The 15,880-nt window shown below is 72.7% G+C and carries 16 protein-coding genes and 1 pseudogene; 10 read left to right on the forward strand and 7 right to left on the reverse strand.

The annotated features are described in order from the left end of the window. Positions 1 to 64: 64 nt before the first annotated feature. The gene (locus ACWC0C_RS27245) at positions 65 to 1,204 is read left to right on the forward strand and encodes a PLP-dependent cysteine synthase family protein (protein ID WP_450866466.1); all 1,140 of its coding nucleotides are present in this window, start codon (positions 65 to 67) and stop codon (positions 1,202 to 1,204) included. Continuing rightward, complete coding sequence (locus ACWC0C_RS27250) at positions 1,201 to 2,451, forward strand: MFS transporter (RefSeq protein ID WP_450866468.1); 1,251 nt, start codon at positions 1,201 to 1,203, stop codon at positions 2,449 to 2,451. The genes ACWC0C_RS27245 and ACWC0C_RS27250 overlap by 4 nt, the downstream gene beginning before the upstream one ends. A gap of 159 nt (positions 2,452 to 2,610) precedes the next feature. Here the strand turns inward: ACWC0C_RS27250 and ACWC0C_RS27255 are convergent, their stop codons facing one another. Next, positions 2,611 to 4,995: a phosphoketolase family protein gene (locus tag ACWC0C_RS27255; protein ID WP_450866469.1), complete on the reverse strand. Its 2,385-nt coding sequence runs from the start codon at positions 4,993 to 4,995 to the stop codon at positions 2,611 to 2,613. Between the two features lie 271 nt (positions 4,996 to 5,266). On the opposite strand from ACWC0C_RS27255, the pseudogene ACWC0C_RS27260 reads away from it, so the two are divergent. The 3 genes and pseudogenes from ACWC0C_RS27260 to ACWC0C_RS27270 form a co-directional block, all read left to right on the forward strand. After that, positions 5,267 to 6,625: pseudogene (locus ACWC0C_RS27260) on the forward strand (MBL fold metallo-hydrolase); the annotation flags it as partial. 99 nt (positions 6,626 to 6,724) lie between these two features. Then, a complete protein-coding gene (locus ACWC0C_RS27265) occupies positions 6,725 to 7,009 on the forward strand; it encodes a rhodanese-like domain-containing protein (RefSeq protein ID WP_450866635.1) in 285 nt (94 codons plus the stop codon). Beyond that, positions 7,006 to 7,755, forward strand: a complete 750-nt coding sequence (locus tag ACWC0C_RS27270; protein WP_450866471.1) for a sulfite exporter TauE/SafE family protein — start codon at positions 7,006 to 7,008, stop codon at positions 7,753 to 7,755. Before ACWC0C_RS27265 ends, ACWC0C_RS27270 begins: the two co-directional genes overlap by 4 nt. A gap of 18 nt (positions 7,756 to 7,773) precedes the next feature. On the opposite strand, the gene ACWC0C_RS27275 is transcribed toward ACWC0C_RS27270, so the two are convergent. Then, positions 7,774 to 8,061, reverse strand: coding sequence for a metal-sensitive transcriptional regulator (locus ACWC0C_RS27275; RefSeq protein ID WP_059256491.1), 288 nt, complete (start codon positions 8,059 to 8,061; stop codon positions 7,774 to 7,776). A gap of 81 nt (positions 8,062 to 8,142) precedes the next feature. Here ACWC0C_RS27275 and ACWC0C_RS27280 point away from each other — a divergent pair, with 81 nt between their 5' ends. Beyond that, a complete protein-coding gene (locus ACWC0C_RS27280) occupies positions 8,143 to 8,724 on the forward strand; it encodes a rhodanese-like domain-containing protein (protein WP_450866472.1) in 582 nt (193 codons plus the stop codon). A gap of 24 nt (positions 8,725 to 8,748) precedes the next feature. Here the strand turns inward: ACWC0C_RS27280 and ACWC0C_RS27285 are convergent, their stop codons facing one another. Continuing rightward, positions 8,749 to 9,042, reverse strand: a complete 294-nt coding sequence (locus tag ACWC0C_RS27285; protein WP_450866473.1) for a hypothetical protein — start codon at positions 9,040 to 9,042, stop codon at positions 8,749 to 8,751. 225 nt (positions 9,043 to 9,267) lie between these two features. Here ACWC0C_RS27285 and ACWC0C_RS27290 point away from each other — a divergent pair, with 225 nt between their 5' ends. After that, a complete protein-coding gene (locus tag ACWC0C_RS27290; protein WP_450866475.1) occupies positions 9,268 to 10,146 on the forward strand; it encodes a universal stress protein in 879 nt (292 codons plus the stop codon). Positions 10,147 to 10,189: 43 nt separating this feature from the next. On the opposite strand, the gene ACWC0C_RS27295 is transcribed toward ACWC0C_RS27290, so the two are convergent. Further along, complete coding sequence (locus tag ACWC0C_RS27295; protein WP_449194403.1) at positions 10,190 to 10,378, reverse strand: hypothetical protein; 189 nt, start codon at positions 10,376 to 10,378, stop codon at positions 10,190 to 10,192. A 203-nt stretch (positions 10,379 to 10,581) separates the two neighbouring features. On the opposite strand from ACWC0C_RS27295, the gene ACWC0C_RS27300 reads away from it, so the two are divergent. Together ACWC0C_RS27300 and ACWC0C_RS27305 are read left to right on the forward strand one after the other, a co-directional pair. Beyond that, complete coding sequence (locus ACWC0C_RS27300; protein ID WP_449194404.1) at positions 10,582 to 11,025, forward strand: universal stress protein; 444 nt, start codon at positions 10,582 to 10,584, stop codon at positions 11,023 to 11,025. 195 nt (positions 11,026 to 11,220) lie between these two features. Further along, positions 11,221 to 12,096, forward strand: a complete 876-nt coding sequence (locus ACWC0C_RS27305; RefSeq protein ID WP_450866477.1) for a universal stress protein — start codon at positions 11,221 to 11,223, stop codon at positions 12,094 to 12,096. 33 nt (positions 12,097 to 12,129) lie between these two features. Here ACWC0C_RS27305 and ACWC0C_RS27310 read toward each other — a convergent pair whose 3' ends face one another. From ACWC0C_RS27310 to ACWC0C_RS27320, 3 genes are all read right to left on the reverse strand, one after another. Further along, a complete protein-coding gene (locus ACWC0C_RS27310) occupies positions 12,130 to 13,011 on the reverse strand; it encodes a universal stress protein (protein WP_450866479.1) in 882 nt (293 codons plus the stop codon). A 204-nt stretch (positions 13,012 to 13,215) separates the two neighbouring features. Further along, complete coding sequence (locus ACWC0C_RS27315) at positions 13,216 to 13,917, reverse strand: response regulator (RefSeq protein WP_449194407.1); 702 nt, start codon at positions 13,915 to 13,917, stop codon at positions 13,216 to 13,218. Between the two features lie 274 nt (positions 13,918 to 14,191). Beyond that, the gene (locus ACWC0C_RS27320; protein ID WP_449194408.1) at positions 14,192 to 14,593 is read right to left on the reverse strand and encodes an STAS domain-containing protein; all 402 of its coding nucleotides are present in this window, start codon (positions 14,591 to 14,593) and stop codon (positions 14,192 to 14,194) included. Positions 14,594 to 14,795: 202 nt separating this feature from the next. Between ACWC0C_RS27320 and ACWC0C_RS27325 the strand changes: the two genes are divergently transcribed. Continuing rightward, entirely contained in the window at positions 14,796 to 15,866 is a 1,071-nt protein-coding gene (locus ACWC0C_RS27325) for a zinc-dependent alcohol dehydrogenase family protein (RefSeq protein WP_450866481.1), read from the forward strand. Positions 15,867 to 15,880: the final 14 nt, after the last annotated feature.

A 15,880-nucleotide genomic window follows, 5' to 3' on the forward strand; every position in this document is an offset into this window, starting at 1 on the left:
CGCCATCTTCCCCACCCCACCGGCCGGCCGCCCGTCACGGCGCCGGCCGCAGGAGAAGCACGCCATGAACGACCCCACGCGCACCACGCTGCCCAGCCGTCCGGCACCGTTGCCGGCCGGCGCGAAACTCCCCCAGCACTCCCCCGCCGGCCTCGTCGGCGACACGCCCGTCCTGTGGATCGGCGAACCCTTCACCGCCCTCGGACGCGGCTTCTGGGCCAAGCTCGAGGGCCACAACCCCGGCGGCATCAAGGACCGCTCCGCCCTGCACATGGTCCGCGCCGCCCGTGAGCGAGGCCGGCTCCGGCCCGGCGCCCGCGTCATCGAGTCGACCTCCGGCACCCTGGGACTCGGACTGGCCCTGGCCGGCGCGGCCTACGGCCATCCGGTCACCGTCGTCACCGACCCCGGTATGGAGCCGTTGCTGACCGGCCTGCTCGGCGCGTACGGGGCGGAGGTCGACCTCGTCACCGCGCCCCTCCCGGACGGCGGCTGGCAGGAGGCCCGCCGCCGGCGCGTCGAAGAACTGCTCGCCGTCCATCCGGACGCATGGTGCCCGGACCAGTACAACAACCCGGACAACGTCGCCGCATACGCCCCGCTCGCGTACGAGCTCGTCGCCCAGCTCGGCCGTATCGACACCCTGGTCGTCTCCGTCGGCACCGGCGGCCACTCGGCCGGCATCGGTTCCGTGCTGCGCGGCTTCTTCCCCCGGATGCGGGTCGTCGGGGTCGACACCACCGGCTCGACGATCTTCGGCCAGCCCGCCGGACCCCGCCTCATGCGCGGACTGGGCTCCAGCATCTACCCGCGCAATGTCGCCTACGGCCTCTTCGACGAGGTGCACTGGGTAGCCGCCCCCGAAGCCGTGTGGGCCGCCCGCCGCCTGGCCCGCGACCACTACGCCAGCGGTGGCTGGAGCGTCGGGGCCGTCGCCCTCGTCGCCCGCTGGCTGGCCCGCACCCTGCCTGCGGAGGACCGGATCGCCGCCGTCTTCCCCGACGGGCCGCAACGGTACGTCGGCACGGTCTTCGACGACACCTACTGCCGGCGCCACAGTCTCCTCGGGCAGGTACCGGCCGAGGATCCCGACGAGATCGCCGACAGCCGGGGGCGCACCGTCACCCGTTGGACCCGCTGCACCGTCATCACCGACCCCCTCGCCCACCCGGATCGCCACGACCTCGTGGGAGCCACCCGATGAAGCACCTGTGGCGGCAGACCCGCTCCTTCCCGCCCGCGGCACGGCTGCTGATGGCCAACCAGTTCGGCATCAACCTCGCCTTCTACATGCTGATGCCCTACCTCGCCGCCCATCTGTCCCACGGGCTCGGCCTCGCCGCCTGGGCCGTCGGACTCGTACTCGGCGTCCGCAACTTCTCCCAGCAGGGCATGTTCCTCATCGGCGGCACCCTCGCCGACCGCTTCGGCTACAAGATCCCGATCATGGCCGGGTGCCTGCTGCGCACGGTGGGCTTCGGCCTGCTCGGCTGGGTCGACAACCTGCCCACCCTCGTCGCGGCCTCCGCCGCAACGGGCTTCGCAGGTGCCCTGTTCAACCCGGCCGTGCGCGCCTACCTCGCCGCCGAGGCGGGCGAGCGGCGAGTGGACGCCTTCGCCGCGTTCAACGTCTACTACCAGGCGGGGATGCTGCTGGGCCCGTTGGTCGGACTCGCCCTGCTGGCCGCCGACTTCCGGCTCGTGTGCACGGTCGCCGCCGCCGTCTTCGCCGTACTCACCGTGCTGCAAGGGCGCGTGCTGCCCACACGCTGCCGGGACAGGGGGGACACCGGGAAGGAGAGTGTGCGGGCGCAGTGGCGCGGCGTGGTGACGAACCGTCCGTTCCTCCTCTTCTCCCTGTCGATGATCGGGTCGTACGTCCTGACCTTCCAGGTGTATCTCGCCCTGCCGCTCGCCGCGTCCGACGCGCTCGGCACCGGGGGAACCGCGGTCACCAGTGGCCTGTTCGTCGTGTCGGCCGCGGTCGCCGTGGTGGGCCAACTGCACCTCACCGGCTGGGCCAAGGACCGCTGGCCGCCGGGAGAGGCCCTGGTGCGCGGGCTGGCGGCGATGGGGCTCGCCTTCGTACCGCTCGCCCTCAGCCCACGCGGCTCCTCGGCGGCCGTGCTCGTGTCCCTCGTCGTGGCGGTGGTCCTGCTGGCGGCCGGATCCGCGATCGTCTACCCCTTCGAGATGGACACGGTCGTCGCCCTGTCCGGCAACCGCCTGGTCGCCACGCACTACGGCCTCTACAACACCGTCTCCGGACTGGGCATCACCCTGGGCAACCTCGACACCGGAGCGCTCTGGGACTTCGCGCAGCGCCATGACGCCACCTGGCTGACCTGGGCGGCCCTGACCACGACCGGAACGGCCTGCGCCGCGGCGGTCGCGGCCCTCTCCCGAACCGGACGCCTCACCACACGACAACCCCAGCCCGCCGCAGCGTGAGCCGCACCACCTGGGCGGCCCGGCCACGCGGTCCGGGCCCCAGGGGTGTCATGTCCCGTATACAGAGGAAACGAGAAGCAGGTCACCGACCGCTCCTGCCAGGGCCCGGCCGACACGGCCGCACGGCCGGGGCGGGGCGCACCGGAGTCCCGCATCCGTTCAGCCGTCCCACGACCAGTCGGCCACTTCGGGCAGGTCCATGCCGTGTTCGCGGATCCAGACGTGGTGGCGCTGCCGGGCGTCCGCCATCCGCTGGCGCACGGCCGCTGCCCGCACCGCCAGACCGGGGACGCGGTCGATGACGTCCATCACGAGGCGGTAGCGGTCCAGGTCGTTGCGCACGACCATGTCGAAGGGGGTGGTCGTGGTACCGATCTCCTTGTATCCGCGTACGTGCAGGTTCTTGTGGCCGGTGCGCCGGTAGGCGAGGCGGTGGATCAGCCACGGGTAGCCGTGGTAGGCGAAGACGACCGGCTTGTCGGTGGTGAAGAGGCCGTCGTACTCGAAGTCGCTCATCCCGTGCGGGTGTTCGTCGCTCGGCAGCAGACGGGCGATGTCGACGACGTTCACCACACGCACCGCCATCTCGGGCAGCTCCCGGCGCAACAGCTGGGCCGCCGCCAGGACTTCCTGTGTGGGCACGTCGCCCGCGCACCCCAGCACCACGTCGGGCTCGCGGGTACCGTCCTCGGTGCCGGCCCACTCCCAGATTCCGGCGCCACGCGCACAGTGGACCTCGGCCTGCTCCATGGACAGCCAGTCGAAGCACGGCTGCTTGCCGGCCACGACGACGTTGACGTAGTCACGGCTGCGCAGGACGTGATCGGCCACCGACAGCAGGGTGTTGGTGTCCGGCGGCAGGTAGACCCGTACCGCCTCGGGACTCTTGTTGAGGATGTGGTCGACGAACCCGGGGTCCTGGTGGGAGAAGCCGTTGTGGTCCTGCCGCCACACGTGGGAGGTGAGCAGGTAGTTGAGGGAGGCGACGGGGGCGCGCCAGGGCAGTCGGCGGGTGGTGCGGAGCCATTTGACGTGCTGGTTGACCATGGAGTCGACGATGTGCACGAATGCCTCGTAGCAGGAGAAGAGGCCGTGCCGGCCGGTGAGGAGGTAACCCTCCAGCCAGCCCTGGCAGGTGTGCTCGGAGAGGATCTCCATGACCCGGCCGTGCCGGTCGAGGTGTTCGTCGACGGGCAGGGTCTCGGCCTGCCAAGCCTTGCCGCTGGCGCCGTAGACGGCCTGCAGGCGGTTGGAGGCGGTCTCGTCGGGGCCGACCAGGCGGAAGTCGCGGCGGTCGGCGGTGGCCGCCATGACGTCCTGGAGCAGGTCACCGAGGACGCGGGTCGGTTCGTGCACGGTGACGCCGGGTTTGCCGACGTCCACGGCGTACCGCTCCAGTGGCGGCAGGGGCAGCTCACGGACGAGGAGACCACCGTTGGCGTGCGGTGTCGCTCCGAGCCTGCGGGCGCCCTCGGGGACGCAGGCGAGGACGTCCGCGCGGGGCACGCCGCGCTCGTCGAACAGTTCTTCGGGGCGGTACGACCGCAGCCACTGCTCCAGCTGCCGCAGGTGCTCGGGGTTCTCCCGGACGGCGGCGAGCGGCACCTGGTGGGAGCGCCAGGTACCCTCCACCGGCAGCCCGTCGACCTCGGCCGGGCCCGTCCAGCCCTTCGGGGTGCGCAGCACGATCACCGGCCAGCGGGGCCGGTCTGTGACCCCGTCCTCGCGGGCGGCCCGCTGCAGGGCGGTGATGCGGTCGACCGCGGCGTCCATGACCTCGGCCATCGCGCGGTGTACGGCCGCCGGGTCGTCGCCGGTGACATGGATCGGATCGTGGCCGTAGCCCCTGAGCAGGTCGTCGAGTTCGGCCTCGGGCAGCCGGGACAGTACGGCCGGATTGGCGATCTTGTAGCCGTTGAGGTGCAGGATCGGCAGGACGGCGCCGTCGTCGACCGGGTCGAGGAACTTGTTCGAGTGCCAGGAGGCGGCCAGCGGTCCGGTCTCCGCCTCCCCGTCGCCGATCACACAGGCGACCAGCAGGTCCGGATTGTCGAGGGCGGCGCCGTAGGCGTGTGCGAGGGAGTATCCCAGCTCGCCCCCTTCGTGGATCGAGCCCGGGGTCTCCGGGGCGACATGGCTGGGCACCCCGCCGGGGAAGGAGAACTGCCTGAAGAGCCGGGCCATGCCCGCCGCGTCCCGGGTGACGTCCGGATAGGTCTCGGTGTACGAGCCCTCCAACCAGGAATTGGCCAGGACGGCGGGCCCCCCGTGGCCGGGCCCCCAGATGCACAGGGCGTTCAGGCCACGGGCCCTGATGAGGCGGTTGAGGTGGGTGTACACGAGGTTGAGGCCGGGTGAGGTGCCCCAGTGGCCCAGCAGACGCGGCTTGACGTGCTCCGGGCGCAGCGGTTCGGTCAGCAAGGGGTTGGCCATGAGGTAGATCTGGCCGACGGAGAGGTAGTTCGCGGCGCGCCAGTGGGCGTCCAGCGTCGCGAGTTCCTCTTCGGTGAGCCCGGCGGGCGCCTGCTGCGTGTCGACGGACATCGGGATTCCTTCCGGATCTGACGGCTGTCGGGGCGTGACGCGTGCCCCGGGCGGGCACAGCACCCACCCTCCGGCGGACCGCGGGTACCCGACAGGGCCGTTCGGTCCAAATCCGCCGACGAGGCGGCCGTTCGGGCCGGATCGGGGGGAACTGATCGGTTTTCTTGGGCATCGCGGTCGCCCGCCCCAAAATACCCCCGGGGGTACTCGTGCTACCGTCGAACATATACCCCCCGGGGTAATTTCACCCGGAAGCCGGAAAGGAGTACCCGTGTTCTTCGTCGACACGATCGAGGTGGCCGGGCTCGGGAACCGCAGTTACCTGGCAGGCGGCGAGCGGACGGCCGTGGTGGTCGACCCGCCGCGCGACATCGACCAGGTGATCGCCGCCGCCGCACGGCGCGGGGTGCGGATATCCCACGTCGTCGAGACGCACCTGCACAACGACTACGTCACCGGCGGACTGGAGCTGGCCCGGGTCACGGGCGCCGCCTACCTCGTGCCCGCCGCGGCACGGGTCACGTACGAGCGCGTACCGGTGCACGACGGCGACCGCCACGGGATCGACGCGCGCACCGGACTGGTGCTGCGCGCGATCGCGACCCCCGGCCACACCCCGCACCACACCTCGTACGCGCTCGAGGAGAACGGCACGGCGGTCGCCGTGTTCACCGGCGGCTCCCTGCTGATCGGCACCGTCGGCCGACCCGACCTGGTCGAACCACGGCTGACGGAAGACCTCGCCCGCGCTCAGCACGCCTCCGCGCACCGCCTGGCCACCGAGCTTCCGGACGACGCCGTCGTGCTGCCCACGCACGGCTTCGGGAGCTTCTGCTCGGCCGGCCGGGCGGAGGGCACGTCCACCACGATCGGCGACGAGAAGGCGTCCAACACCGCCCTCACCCGGGACGTGGAGGCCTTCGTCGCCGACCTGCTCGCCGGCCTGGACGACACGCCCGCCTACTACGCCCACATGGGCCCGGTGAACGCCGCGGGGCCCGCGCCCGTGGACCTGACCCCGCCCGCCCTCGCGGACGCCGACGAGATCGCGGGGCGGCTCGCCGCCGGGGAGTGGGTGGTCGACCTGCGCAACCGGGTCGCCTTCGCGGAAGGGCATGTCGCGGGCTCGTTCAACTTCGAGGCCGCGGGACAGCTCGCCACCTACCTGGCCTGGCTGATCCCATGGGGCAAGCCGGTGACCCTGCTCGCCGAGTCCGCCGGACAACTCGCCGCCGCCCAGCGCGAGCTGGTACGGGTCGGCATCGACCGCCCGGCCGCCGCGGCCACCGGAGACCCGTCGCGCTGGGCACGGGAAGGCGAGGCCCTCGCCTCCTTCCCACGCGCCACGTTCGCCGACCTCGCCGAGCACCCCGGGGACGGCATCGTCGTACTGGACGTGCGCCGGGACTCGGAACGGGCGTCGGGGCAGGTGGCCGGCTCGGTCCACATCCCCCTGCACACCTTGCACCGCCGTCTGCGCGAAGTCCCCGACGGACAGATATGGGTGCACTGCGCCGGCGGCATGCGAGCCGCCATCGCCGCCTCCCTGCTGGATGCCGCGGGCCGTGACGTCGTCGCGGTCGACGACGGCTTCGACGCGGCTCAGAAGGCCGGGCTGACCGTGCGCACCCGCTTCGGACACGCCCGGGGCGGCCCGGCGCGGGTGACGGTGCGGGAGGCCGCCGCGCGCACACAATATGCGCCGGCGGCCGGAGACAGCGGGTCCTCCGTGTTGCTCGACGTACGCGAACCCGACGAGTGGCGGGCCGGCCACGCCCCCGGAGCCGTACACCTGCCCCTCACGGCACTCGCCGCCGGTGCCGGGCTCCCCGCCGAGGCACAGGCGAGGCCCGTCGTCGTGATCTGCCGTTCCGGCCGCCGCTCCCGGCAGGCCGCCGAACTGCTGCTGGGCATGGGCGTCGAAGCCGTCGATGTCATGGGCGGCATGCAGGAGTGGGCCGGGGCGGGACTCCCGGTCGTGGACGCGCGCGGCAGGACCGGGACCGTCGCGTGAGCGCTGTGCTGCTCGCGCTGATCGCCGGGGCCGTCATCGGCCTGGCGCTCGGCGCCCTGGGAGGCGGCGGCAGCGTACTGACCGTGCCCGCCCTGATCTACCTGCTCGGCTTCACCCCGGTCGCGGCCACCACGGCCAGCCTGGTCATCGTCACCGTCACCTCCGCCACCGCGCTCAGCGCGCACGCCCGCGACGGCCACGTCCGCTGGCGTACGGGGCTGCTGTTCGCGGCGGCCGGGATCGGCCCGGCCATGCTGGGCGGGGCGCTCGCCGGACACCTGCCGGAGGCGGTGCTGACCATGGCCTTCGCCGTGGTCGCGGCCACCGCCGCGGTACGGATGCTCAGGCCCCGCTCGGACTCGGACGACGCCGTGCGCGTACGGCCGGGTCGGGCGGCGGCTGCCGGTGCCGGACTGGGCACGGTCACTGGTGTCCTCGGCGTGGGCGGCGGCTTCCTCGCGGTCCCGGCGCTGATCAACGTCCTCGGGATGCGGATGCGGGCGGCCGTGGGCACCAGCCTGCTCGTCATCACCATGAACTCACTGGCCGCCCTGGTGATGCGCGCCGGTACGGCCGACGGACTGGACTGGGCCGTCATCGCGCCCTTCGCCGGGGCGGCGATCCTGGGTGCCTGGGACGGCAAGCGCCTGTCGGCGAAGCTGTCCGGACACACCCTGCAGCGGGTCTTCGCCCTCGTCCTGCTGGCGGTGGCCGGCTTCATGCTGGTCGACGCGGTGCTGCGATGACCGCGCGCGGGCGATTCGCTACGCCAGCGACAGGAACAGCTTCTCCAGCCGCGCGCGCATCGCCTCCGTGTCCTCACCGTTCTTGCGGCCCGATTCGATGTCGGCCACGCACTGCTGCAGGCCGGTGGCGATGATCGCGAAACCGGCCCGGTCGAGGGCCCGCGAGGCGGCGGCCAGCTGCGTGATGACGTCCTCGCAGTCCCGCCCCTCCTCGATCATCCGGATCACGCCGGAGATCTGGCCCTGCGCACGCCGCAGCCGGTTCAGCACGGCCTTCAGGGACGCGCCCTCAAGCTCCAGTTCCACGATCACTCCTCGAAAAATACCCCTAGGGGTACTGTACGTCCCGGTCCGGGACGGCAGCGAACATCAAGGATCGCCTCTGCCATGACCACCACCCCCCTCACCCTCGACACCGGCCAGGCCCGCGCCCGGCTGCACGAACTCACCGTCATCGACGTACGCACCCCCGCCGAATACGCCTCCGGCCACCTGCCCGGCGCCCTGAACATCCCCCTGGACCGGATTCGGCGCGCGCTGCCCGAGATACGGCACGCCGCCGGACACGGCGACGTCCTGGTGGTGTGTGCCTCCGGCGCCCGCTCGGACAGCGCGTGCAAGCTGCTGGCCGGTGAGGGCATCCGGACGGCCACCCTCACCGGCGGCACCAGCGCCTGGGCCGCCGAAGGGCACGAACTGCACCGGCCTGCCGCCTGTGACACGCGCGCCGGCTGGAGCATGGAGCGGCAAGTGCGCTTCACCGCGGGCACGGTCATCCTTCTGGGCCTGCTCCTCGGCCTGCTGGTACACCCGGCCTTCCAGATCCTCTCGGCCGGCGTCGCGGGCGGCCTCGTCTTCTCCGCGCTCACCGACACCTGCGGCATGGCGGCCCTGCTGGGCAAGCTGCCGCACAACCGTCCCCGCCCGGCAGACCTCGCCGCGACGCTCGCCGCACTGCGCCGCGGCTGACCGCCACGACGCCGGACCCGGTCTTCAAGGGCGGCGCGCCGCTCGGGGAGTTCCGGCGGGCTGCTCGGCCGCGCCGACCCGCTCAAGGAGCAGGTGGGCCAGGCCCCGGGCCTCGGCCGGGGTGAGTGCCGCCCAGACTCCCGGTTCGCCGCCCTGGTCCTCCCCCACGTCCAGGGCGATCCGGCTGACGGGCCGGTCGCCGTGCCCGAGGTGCAGGCACCGCACCTCGATCCTGCGTCCGCACGTCGTCACCAAAGGGGTCTCGTCGGTCCGGCTCCCTTCGGGCCTGTCGAGCCGGTCGTACCCTGCCGTCGCCATCGGTCTCACGCTCCTTCGCCGGTCGGTTCCGTCCCCCAGCAGCGCTTGATGTGCGGGAGTTGTTCCCGCTCACTCCTCGGTCGTACGGCCGACCGGGGCTGAAAGCCCGCAGAAGGAGCCGAATGAGCCGAAGGGCCCTCGCGCCCTGGCCGAGCGAATGCGACCGTGAAAAACGGCCCATGTGCCGCAGATCTGACCGGTGGCCCAGGAAAGGCGGTGGGGACGATGACACTCCCTCTGGTTGTGGGCGTCGACGGATCGCATGCCAGTCTGCTCGCGGTCGACTGGGCCGCGGCCGAAGCCGTCCGTCACGGCGTTCCCCTGCGGCTCGTCCACGGCTCCCTCTGGGAGCGTTACGAGGGCGAGCTGCCGGAATCCGATACCGGTCGTCCCGCCGAGCAGCTGCTGGCCGAGCACATCGTGACCGCCGCGGCCGAGTGCGCAGAGCGGCACAACCCCGATGTGAAGGTCACCACCGACATCCTCCCGGAGGACGCCGCGACCGCCCTGGTGCACGAGGGCGATGCCGCATTCGCCGTGGTGACAGGCTCACGCGGGCGCGGTCGGCTCAAGGAGCTGCTGCTCGGCTCGGTCGGTCTGGCCGTCGCGGCCCGGGCCCACTGCCCCGTGGTCGTGGTGCGAGGTGATCAAGCCGGTCTCGCCGGTACGCACGGGCGGATCCTGCTGGGCCTCGGGGACACCGACACCGGCTCCGAGGCCCTCCGATTCGCCTTCCGCGAGGCCGCTGTCCGGGGCTGCGCCCTGGACGTCGTACGTGCCTGGCGCCGCCCTGCCCATGGTGCGAGCGATGATCGGGCGCGGGCCGATGAGCCGGCCGATGCGGGAGCGTCCGCGCTGATCGATGCGTCGCTCGGTGCCCTGAGCGCCGAGTTTCCGCAGGTCCGGACCCACCGTTCGGTGATCGAGGGGCCGGCGAGCAAGATCCTGGTGAGCCGGTCGGCGGCCGCGGATCTCGTGGTCATCGGCGCGCGCCGCAGGACGGGCCACTTCGGCCTTCAGCTCGGGCGGGTCGGCCACACGCTGCTGCACCACGCCCAGTGCCCGGTCGTGATCGTGCCCCAGCAGCAGCGTGAGCAGCCGTGAGCGGCCGTAGCCGAGAGCGTCGATCCGCCCGGCGCCGGCGCTCTCAGCCGAAGAGGCTGCGCACCCGGATCGTCTCGACATGCCGCCACGAGCCGCCGGGCAGCAGCAGCCAGTCACCCTTCGCCGAAGACGCCCTGCGTACGACGGTGGTGCGCGCCGCTCTGCGCGTCGGCAGCCGGGAACCACAACCCTTCACCTCGGCCCGGGGCCGGGCGGGCGCTCGTTTGCTCATGGCCTCTCCCACGACATGAAGCGCGGTACCTCCCACGTTCCCCTGCATGAGCACTCCCCCCACGGACATCGTCGCCCTTTTCTCGGAGGATCGCCCTGGGAGGGCACAGCGCGTTGCCCTGGCGAGATCGCGGCACCGCGTGCAGCGTGGAAACGAACGTGGCCGATCGACGGGGTGGGAGAGCCGTAGGAGAGGTGGGACACATGGACAGGGATGCCTCCGAGCCCCGGGTCGTCGTCGGGGTCGACGGATCGCCGTCCTCGTACGAGGCCCTGCGCTGGGCCATCCGGTACGCCGGCCTCGTCGGCGGCACCGTGGAAGCGGTCGCCGTGTGGGAGCTGCCCGGGCTCTACGGCTGGTCGGCCCCGGCCGTGGACATGGACGTCGACGAGGAGGAGACCCGGCAGCGGATGCGGAAGGAGCTGACCGACGTGCTCGGCGCGGACGCGGCCGACTCGGTCCGCAGCCATCTGGTGCACGGCAACCCCGCGGACGTGCTGCTGCGGGCCGCCGAGGGAGCCGAGGTCCTGGTCGTCGGCAGCCGGGGCAGAGGCGGGTTCGCCGCCGCCCTGCTCGGCTCGGTCAGCCAGCATGTGTCACAGCATGCGAGCTGCCCGGTCGTGATCGTGCGTGCCCAGCAGCAGTGACCTGTTCCGAGGAGCGGTGACGGGCCGCAGTCGGAGGGCCGCCCGGACCCTGCCCGGGGCCGAACGGGTCCGGGGCAGCTGAGTCCGTTGCCGATCGGAAGGGCCGAACCGCCCATCGGTTCATCGCCTCGACGGTGTGAGTGTGAGGACAGGACCGCCGTAGTGCACGCAGTCCGGCGAAAGGCGGTGAGGGTCATGCGTCTTCCCCTCGTGGTGGGTGTCGACGGTTCCCACTTCAGCCTGCTGACCGTGGACTGGGCTGCCGACGAGGCCGACATGCACGGTCTGCCGCTGCGGCTCGTGTACGCGTCGCGGTGGGAGCGTTACGAGGGCCGTCCGGCCTCGACGGGATCCTCACCACCCCCGCGTCGGATGACGGCGGACGACATCGTCGCCGTCGCGACGGAGCGTGCCCACCGGCGAGCCCCGGCCGTCCCGGTGGACGCCGCCGTTCTCCCGGAGGATCCGGTGGACGCGCTCCTGCGCGAGGGCCACAACGCCACCGCCCTGGTGATGGGTTGCCGTGGCCGAGGGGAGATGCGGGAACTGCGCCTCGGAACCGTCGGCCTCGCCGTCGCCGGCCGGGCGGCGGGACCGGTCGTCGTGATCCGGGGCGACACCCCGGGCATCGCGGGCACGCACGGCCGGGTCGTCCTCGGTGTCGGGGAACCCGGCACGAGCGGCATGGCGGCAAGCTTCGCGCTGCGCGAGGCCGAGGCCCGCAAGTGCGAGCTGGACGTGGTCCGCGCCTGGCGACGGCCGGCCGACCGGCCGGCGCAACAGCCCCTGCCCACCGTCGACGCGGGCCTCGCCCACGAGGAGCAGGCGACCGCGCTGATCGACGAGTTGCTGGAGGATCCCCTGACCGATCACCCGGACGCGCGGGTGCACCGCTCGGTCGTCGAGGGACCGGCCCGCACGGTGCTGCTCCAGCGGTCCGCGGCGGCCGACCTCCTGGTCGTCGGGGAGGCGCGGCGCCGCGGTCGGGGCGGACTCGAGCTGGGGCGCGTGGCGCACACGGTGCTGCACCACGCCGGCTGCCCGGTGGCCGTCGTACCGGATTTCCCGTGACGGCTCCGGGGCTCCGCTCGGGTACGCGGATGCTCAGGTCCGCGCCGGCGGAACGGCGATGACGGGGCAGCGGGCGTAGTGCACCACTCCCTGGCTGACCGAACCCAGCAGCATCCCCGTGAAGCCACCGTGCCCATGCGTGCCCACCACCAGGCCCAGCGCCTCGGCGGAGGCGTCGGTGAGCGCCTGCACCGGGTGTCCGACAACCAGCTCCTGGCTCAGGTCCACGTCGGGGTGGCGGGCCTGCCGGCCGGCCACGGTCTCCGAGAGCAGCCGGCGGCACTCCTGCTGCGCTCCGTGCTCGTCGAAGATCCGCAGCGGTCCGGGCTGCCAGACGTACAGTGCCCGCAGGTCGGCGCCGCGCAGCGCGGCCTCCTCGAACGCCAGGTCGACGGCGGCGGCCGAGAGTTCGCTGCCGTCGACGCCGACGACGTAGAACGCGGAGTCACCGGTGGCGTGCTCGGCTTCCGGAACGACCACCACCGGGCAGTGCGCGCGGGCCATGAGGGGCAGGGCGACCGCGGCGGAGCCGAACACCTCCCGGGCCCGGCTGAGGTGCTGCGAGCCCAGCACGACCGCCGTGGCGGCACGGCTCTCCTCGCCCAGCACCCACACGGGGTCGCCCTCGGCGAGTACGGCGTCCACCTCGACCTCGGGATGCCGGGCCGCGACGAAGTCCACGGCCTCGGCGAGGACCTGCTTCCCGCTCCGGTGCAGCTCCTCGTTCCACTCCTCCCAGGAGGCAGGGACATCCGGCCCCCGTTGCCCCCTCGTCGGCACGCCCTCGGCGCGGACCGGCCGCAGCGGCAGCCTCCGGCGGGACGCCTCGTCGGCCGCCCAGGCCAGCGCCGTCCGCCGGGTGGGGTCGGTCTCCACGCCGACCACGATCGGCCGGCGGTCACTCGGTCCGGACATGATCGCCTCCAGCCTCCGGCCCGACGGCCGCCGACGGCACGTCGGCCGCGGCTGCCACCGTTCCGGCTCGTGCACCGGGCGCCGGACCTGGGCGTCCGGCCCCGGGAAGTACGGATGCTGCACCGGCGCGGACCGTGCCGCCGTATGCTCGCCCGGCGGCGCGGGATCTCCTCCCGGCCCGAACCGCCTCCCCGACTTCCTCGATCACCGGGCCGAGCGCCCCCCGGACTGCTGCGGCTCCAGGTGCGAGGCGAGGACCGCCGCCTGGACCCGGCGCTGGACGCCCAGCTTCGCCAGCATTCTCGAGATGTGGTTCTTGACGGTCTTCTCCGACAGGTACAGCCTCTTGCCGATCTCACGGTTGGTGAGACCGTCCCCGATCAGGGCCAGGATGTCCCGCTCACGCGGTGACAGGCCCGCCAGCTCGGGAGGCAGCGACGCGGTTTCCGCCGGGTCGGTGCGCAGCGAGCGCATGAGCCTGGCCGTGGTCGCGGGGTCGAGCATCGACTGCCCCGAGGCGACGGTGCGTACGGCGGAGACGAGGTCGGAGCCCTTGATCTGCTTCAGCACATAGCCGGAGGCTCCGGCCATGATGGCGTCCAGCAGGGCGTCCTCGTCGTCGAACGAGGTCAGCATCAGACACGCCAGCTCCGGCATCCGGCTCCGCAGCTCCCGGCAGACCGTGATGCCGTCCCCGTCCGGGAGCCGCACGTCGAGAACGGCGACGTGCGGGCGCAGGGCGGGTCCTCGGACGAGCGCGTGCTCGGCGGTGTCCGCGTCACCGACCACGCGGATGTCCGGTTCGGCGTCGAGCAGGTCGGTCAGGCCGCGCCGTACGACCTCGTGGTCGTCCAGCAGGAACACACGGATCGGGTCCTGCTCCGTGAAGGTGCGCATCTCGGTCATGACGACCTCTCGTTCCCCGGAAACGGACAGACTGCGGGCTGCCCACGAAGCTGATCATCCATCCATCGGCGCCGGGCACACCAGGGGCCGACCGGCCCCACTCCATGGTCGTCGTCGTGTGCGAGCGCCGGGGTGGGGCGGCTCTCGCCGGTCGCGATGCGGCGGCGCCCAAGAGGGCGCGCGGCCCTGTCGTGGTCGGACCGCCAGGCCCGAACGATGTCCTCGCGGCGCCGCATCGGATTGCTCCGCCGGTGCCACGGCACCGACTTCGCGTTCATCGCGCCGCACCTTCATGGGGCTCGGGCAGAGGCTGAGGGAGTCGTGCGTGCACCTCGAAGACGTCCCCCAGTCCGGTGACCCGCAGCATCCGCCGGAAGCCCGCACTCTCCGTGATCAGCCGCAGTCGGCCCTGCCGGGCCAGCATCCGGTTGCGTGTGCGGCACAGGACACCGAGTCCGGTGCAGTCGATGAACGTGACCGGCCGCAGGTCGAGCACCAGGTCCGGCTGGGGACCCCCGGTGAGCGCGTCGAGCCGTCGCGACAGCGTGGGGGCAGTCAGCACGTCGATCTCGCCGTGCAGGGACACGATGGTTGCTCCGCCCGCCAGACGGTGGGCCACGACCACTTCGCGTGCGGTGTCGTGCTCCCCCACGCGGGCCGTGTCGTTCCAGGACATGGCACGAGGGAACCGGGCTGCCGGACGGGGCGGTAGGGCCGTTCGGCCCTGGCTGCCGGTCCGTACGGGGCACCGCTCCGCCACGTCTCGGCCGAGGAACCGCAGCGGCGCCCTCCGGCCGCGGGCGAGGGCCGGACGGCCCAAGCGGCACCGCGCCCCGCCGGGTGAAGCTGGGAACGACGAGGAGCGACCAGGAGCTGCCATGAAAGGCTTCGTCTTCCACGGTCCGGGACAGGCGTCCTGGCAGGACGTCCCGGACCCCGCCGTCGAGGAACCCACCGACGCCATCGTGCAGGTCGGCGCCGTGACCATCTGCGGGACGGACCTGCACATCCTCAAGGGCGACGTCCCCGAGGTCCGGTCCGGGACGGTGCTCGGGCACGAGGCGGTCGGAGAGATCGTCGAGGTGGGCGGCGACGTGCGCACGGTACGGCCCGGGGACCGGGTGCTGGTTTCCTGCATCACCTCCTGCGGCCGGTGCCGGTTCTGCCGGGACGGCTCGTACGGCCAGTGCCGGGGCGGTGGGGGCTGGATCCTCGGCCACCTGATCGACGGCACGCAGGCCGAGTACGTCCGCGTGCCCTACGCCGACCTCTCCGTGCATCCGCTGCCGGGTACCGTGCCCAGCGAGGACGCCGTCCTGTTCGCGGACATCTTCCCGACCTCCTACGAGGTCGGCGTCCTCAACGGGCACGTGCGTCCCGGGGACACCGTCGCCATCGTCGGCGCCGGGCCCATCGGGCTGGCGGCGATCGCCACGGCGCACCTGTTCGCCCCGGACCGGATCATCTCGGTCGACCTGGCTCCGGCCCGGCTGGAGGCCGCCCGCCGGATCGGCGCCGACGCCGTCGCCGACGTCCACGAGGCGCCCGGCCAGCTGGTCGCCGACCTGACCGACGGGCTCGGCGCGGACGTGGTCATGGAGGCGGTCGGCGTTCCGGAGAGCTTCGAGCTGTGCACCCGTATGGTCCGCCCCGGCGGGCATGTGGCCAACATCGGCGTGCACGGCGAGCCCGTGACGCTGCACCTCGAAGATCTCTGGATCAAGAACGTGACCATCACGACCGGCCTGGTGGACACCTACTCCACACCCACCCTGCTGCGGATGGCCGCCGCCGGCCGGCTGCCGACCGGGCAACTGGTCACCCACACCTTCCCGCTGGACCACATGGAGGAGGCCTACGACGTCTTCTCCCGGGCCGCCGAGACCGGCGCGCTCAAGATCGTGCTCGGCGGGGAGCAGCACGCGGAAGTCGCCGTTCCCGCGGCCTGACCGACAAGGAGCGT

Source organism: Streptomyces sp. NPDC001709 (genome assembly GCF_053596375.1).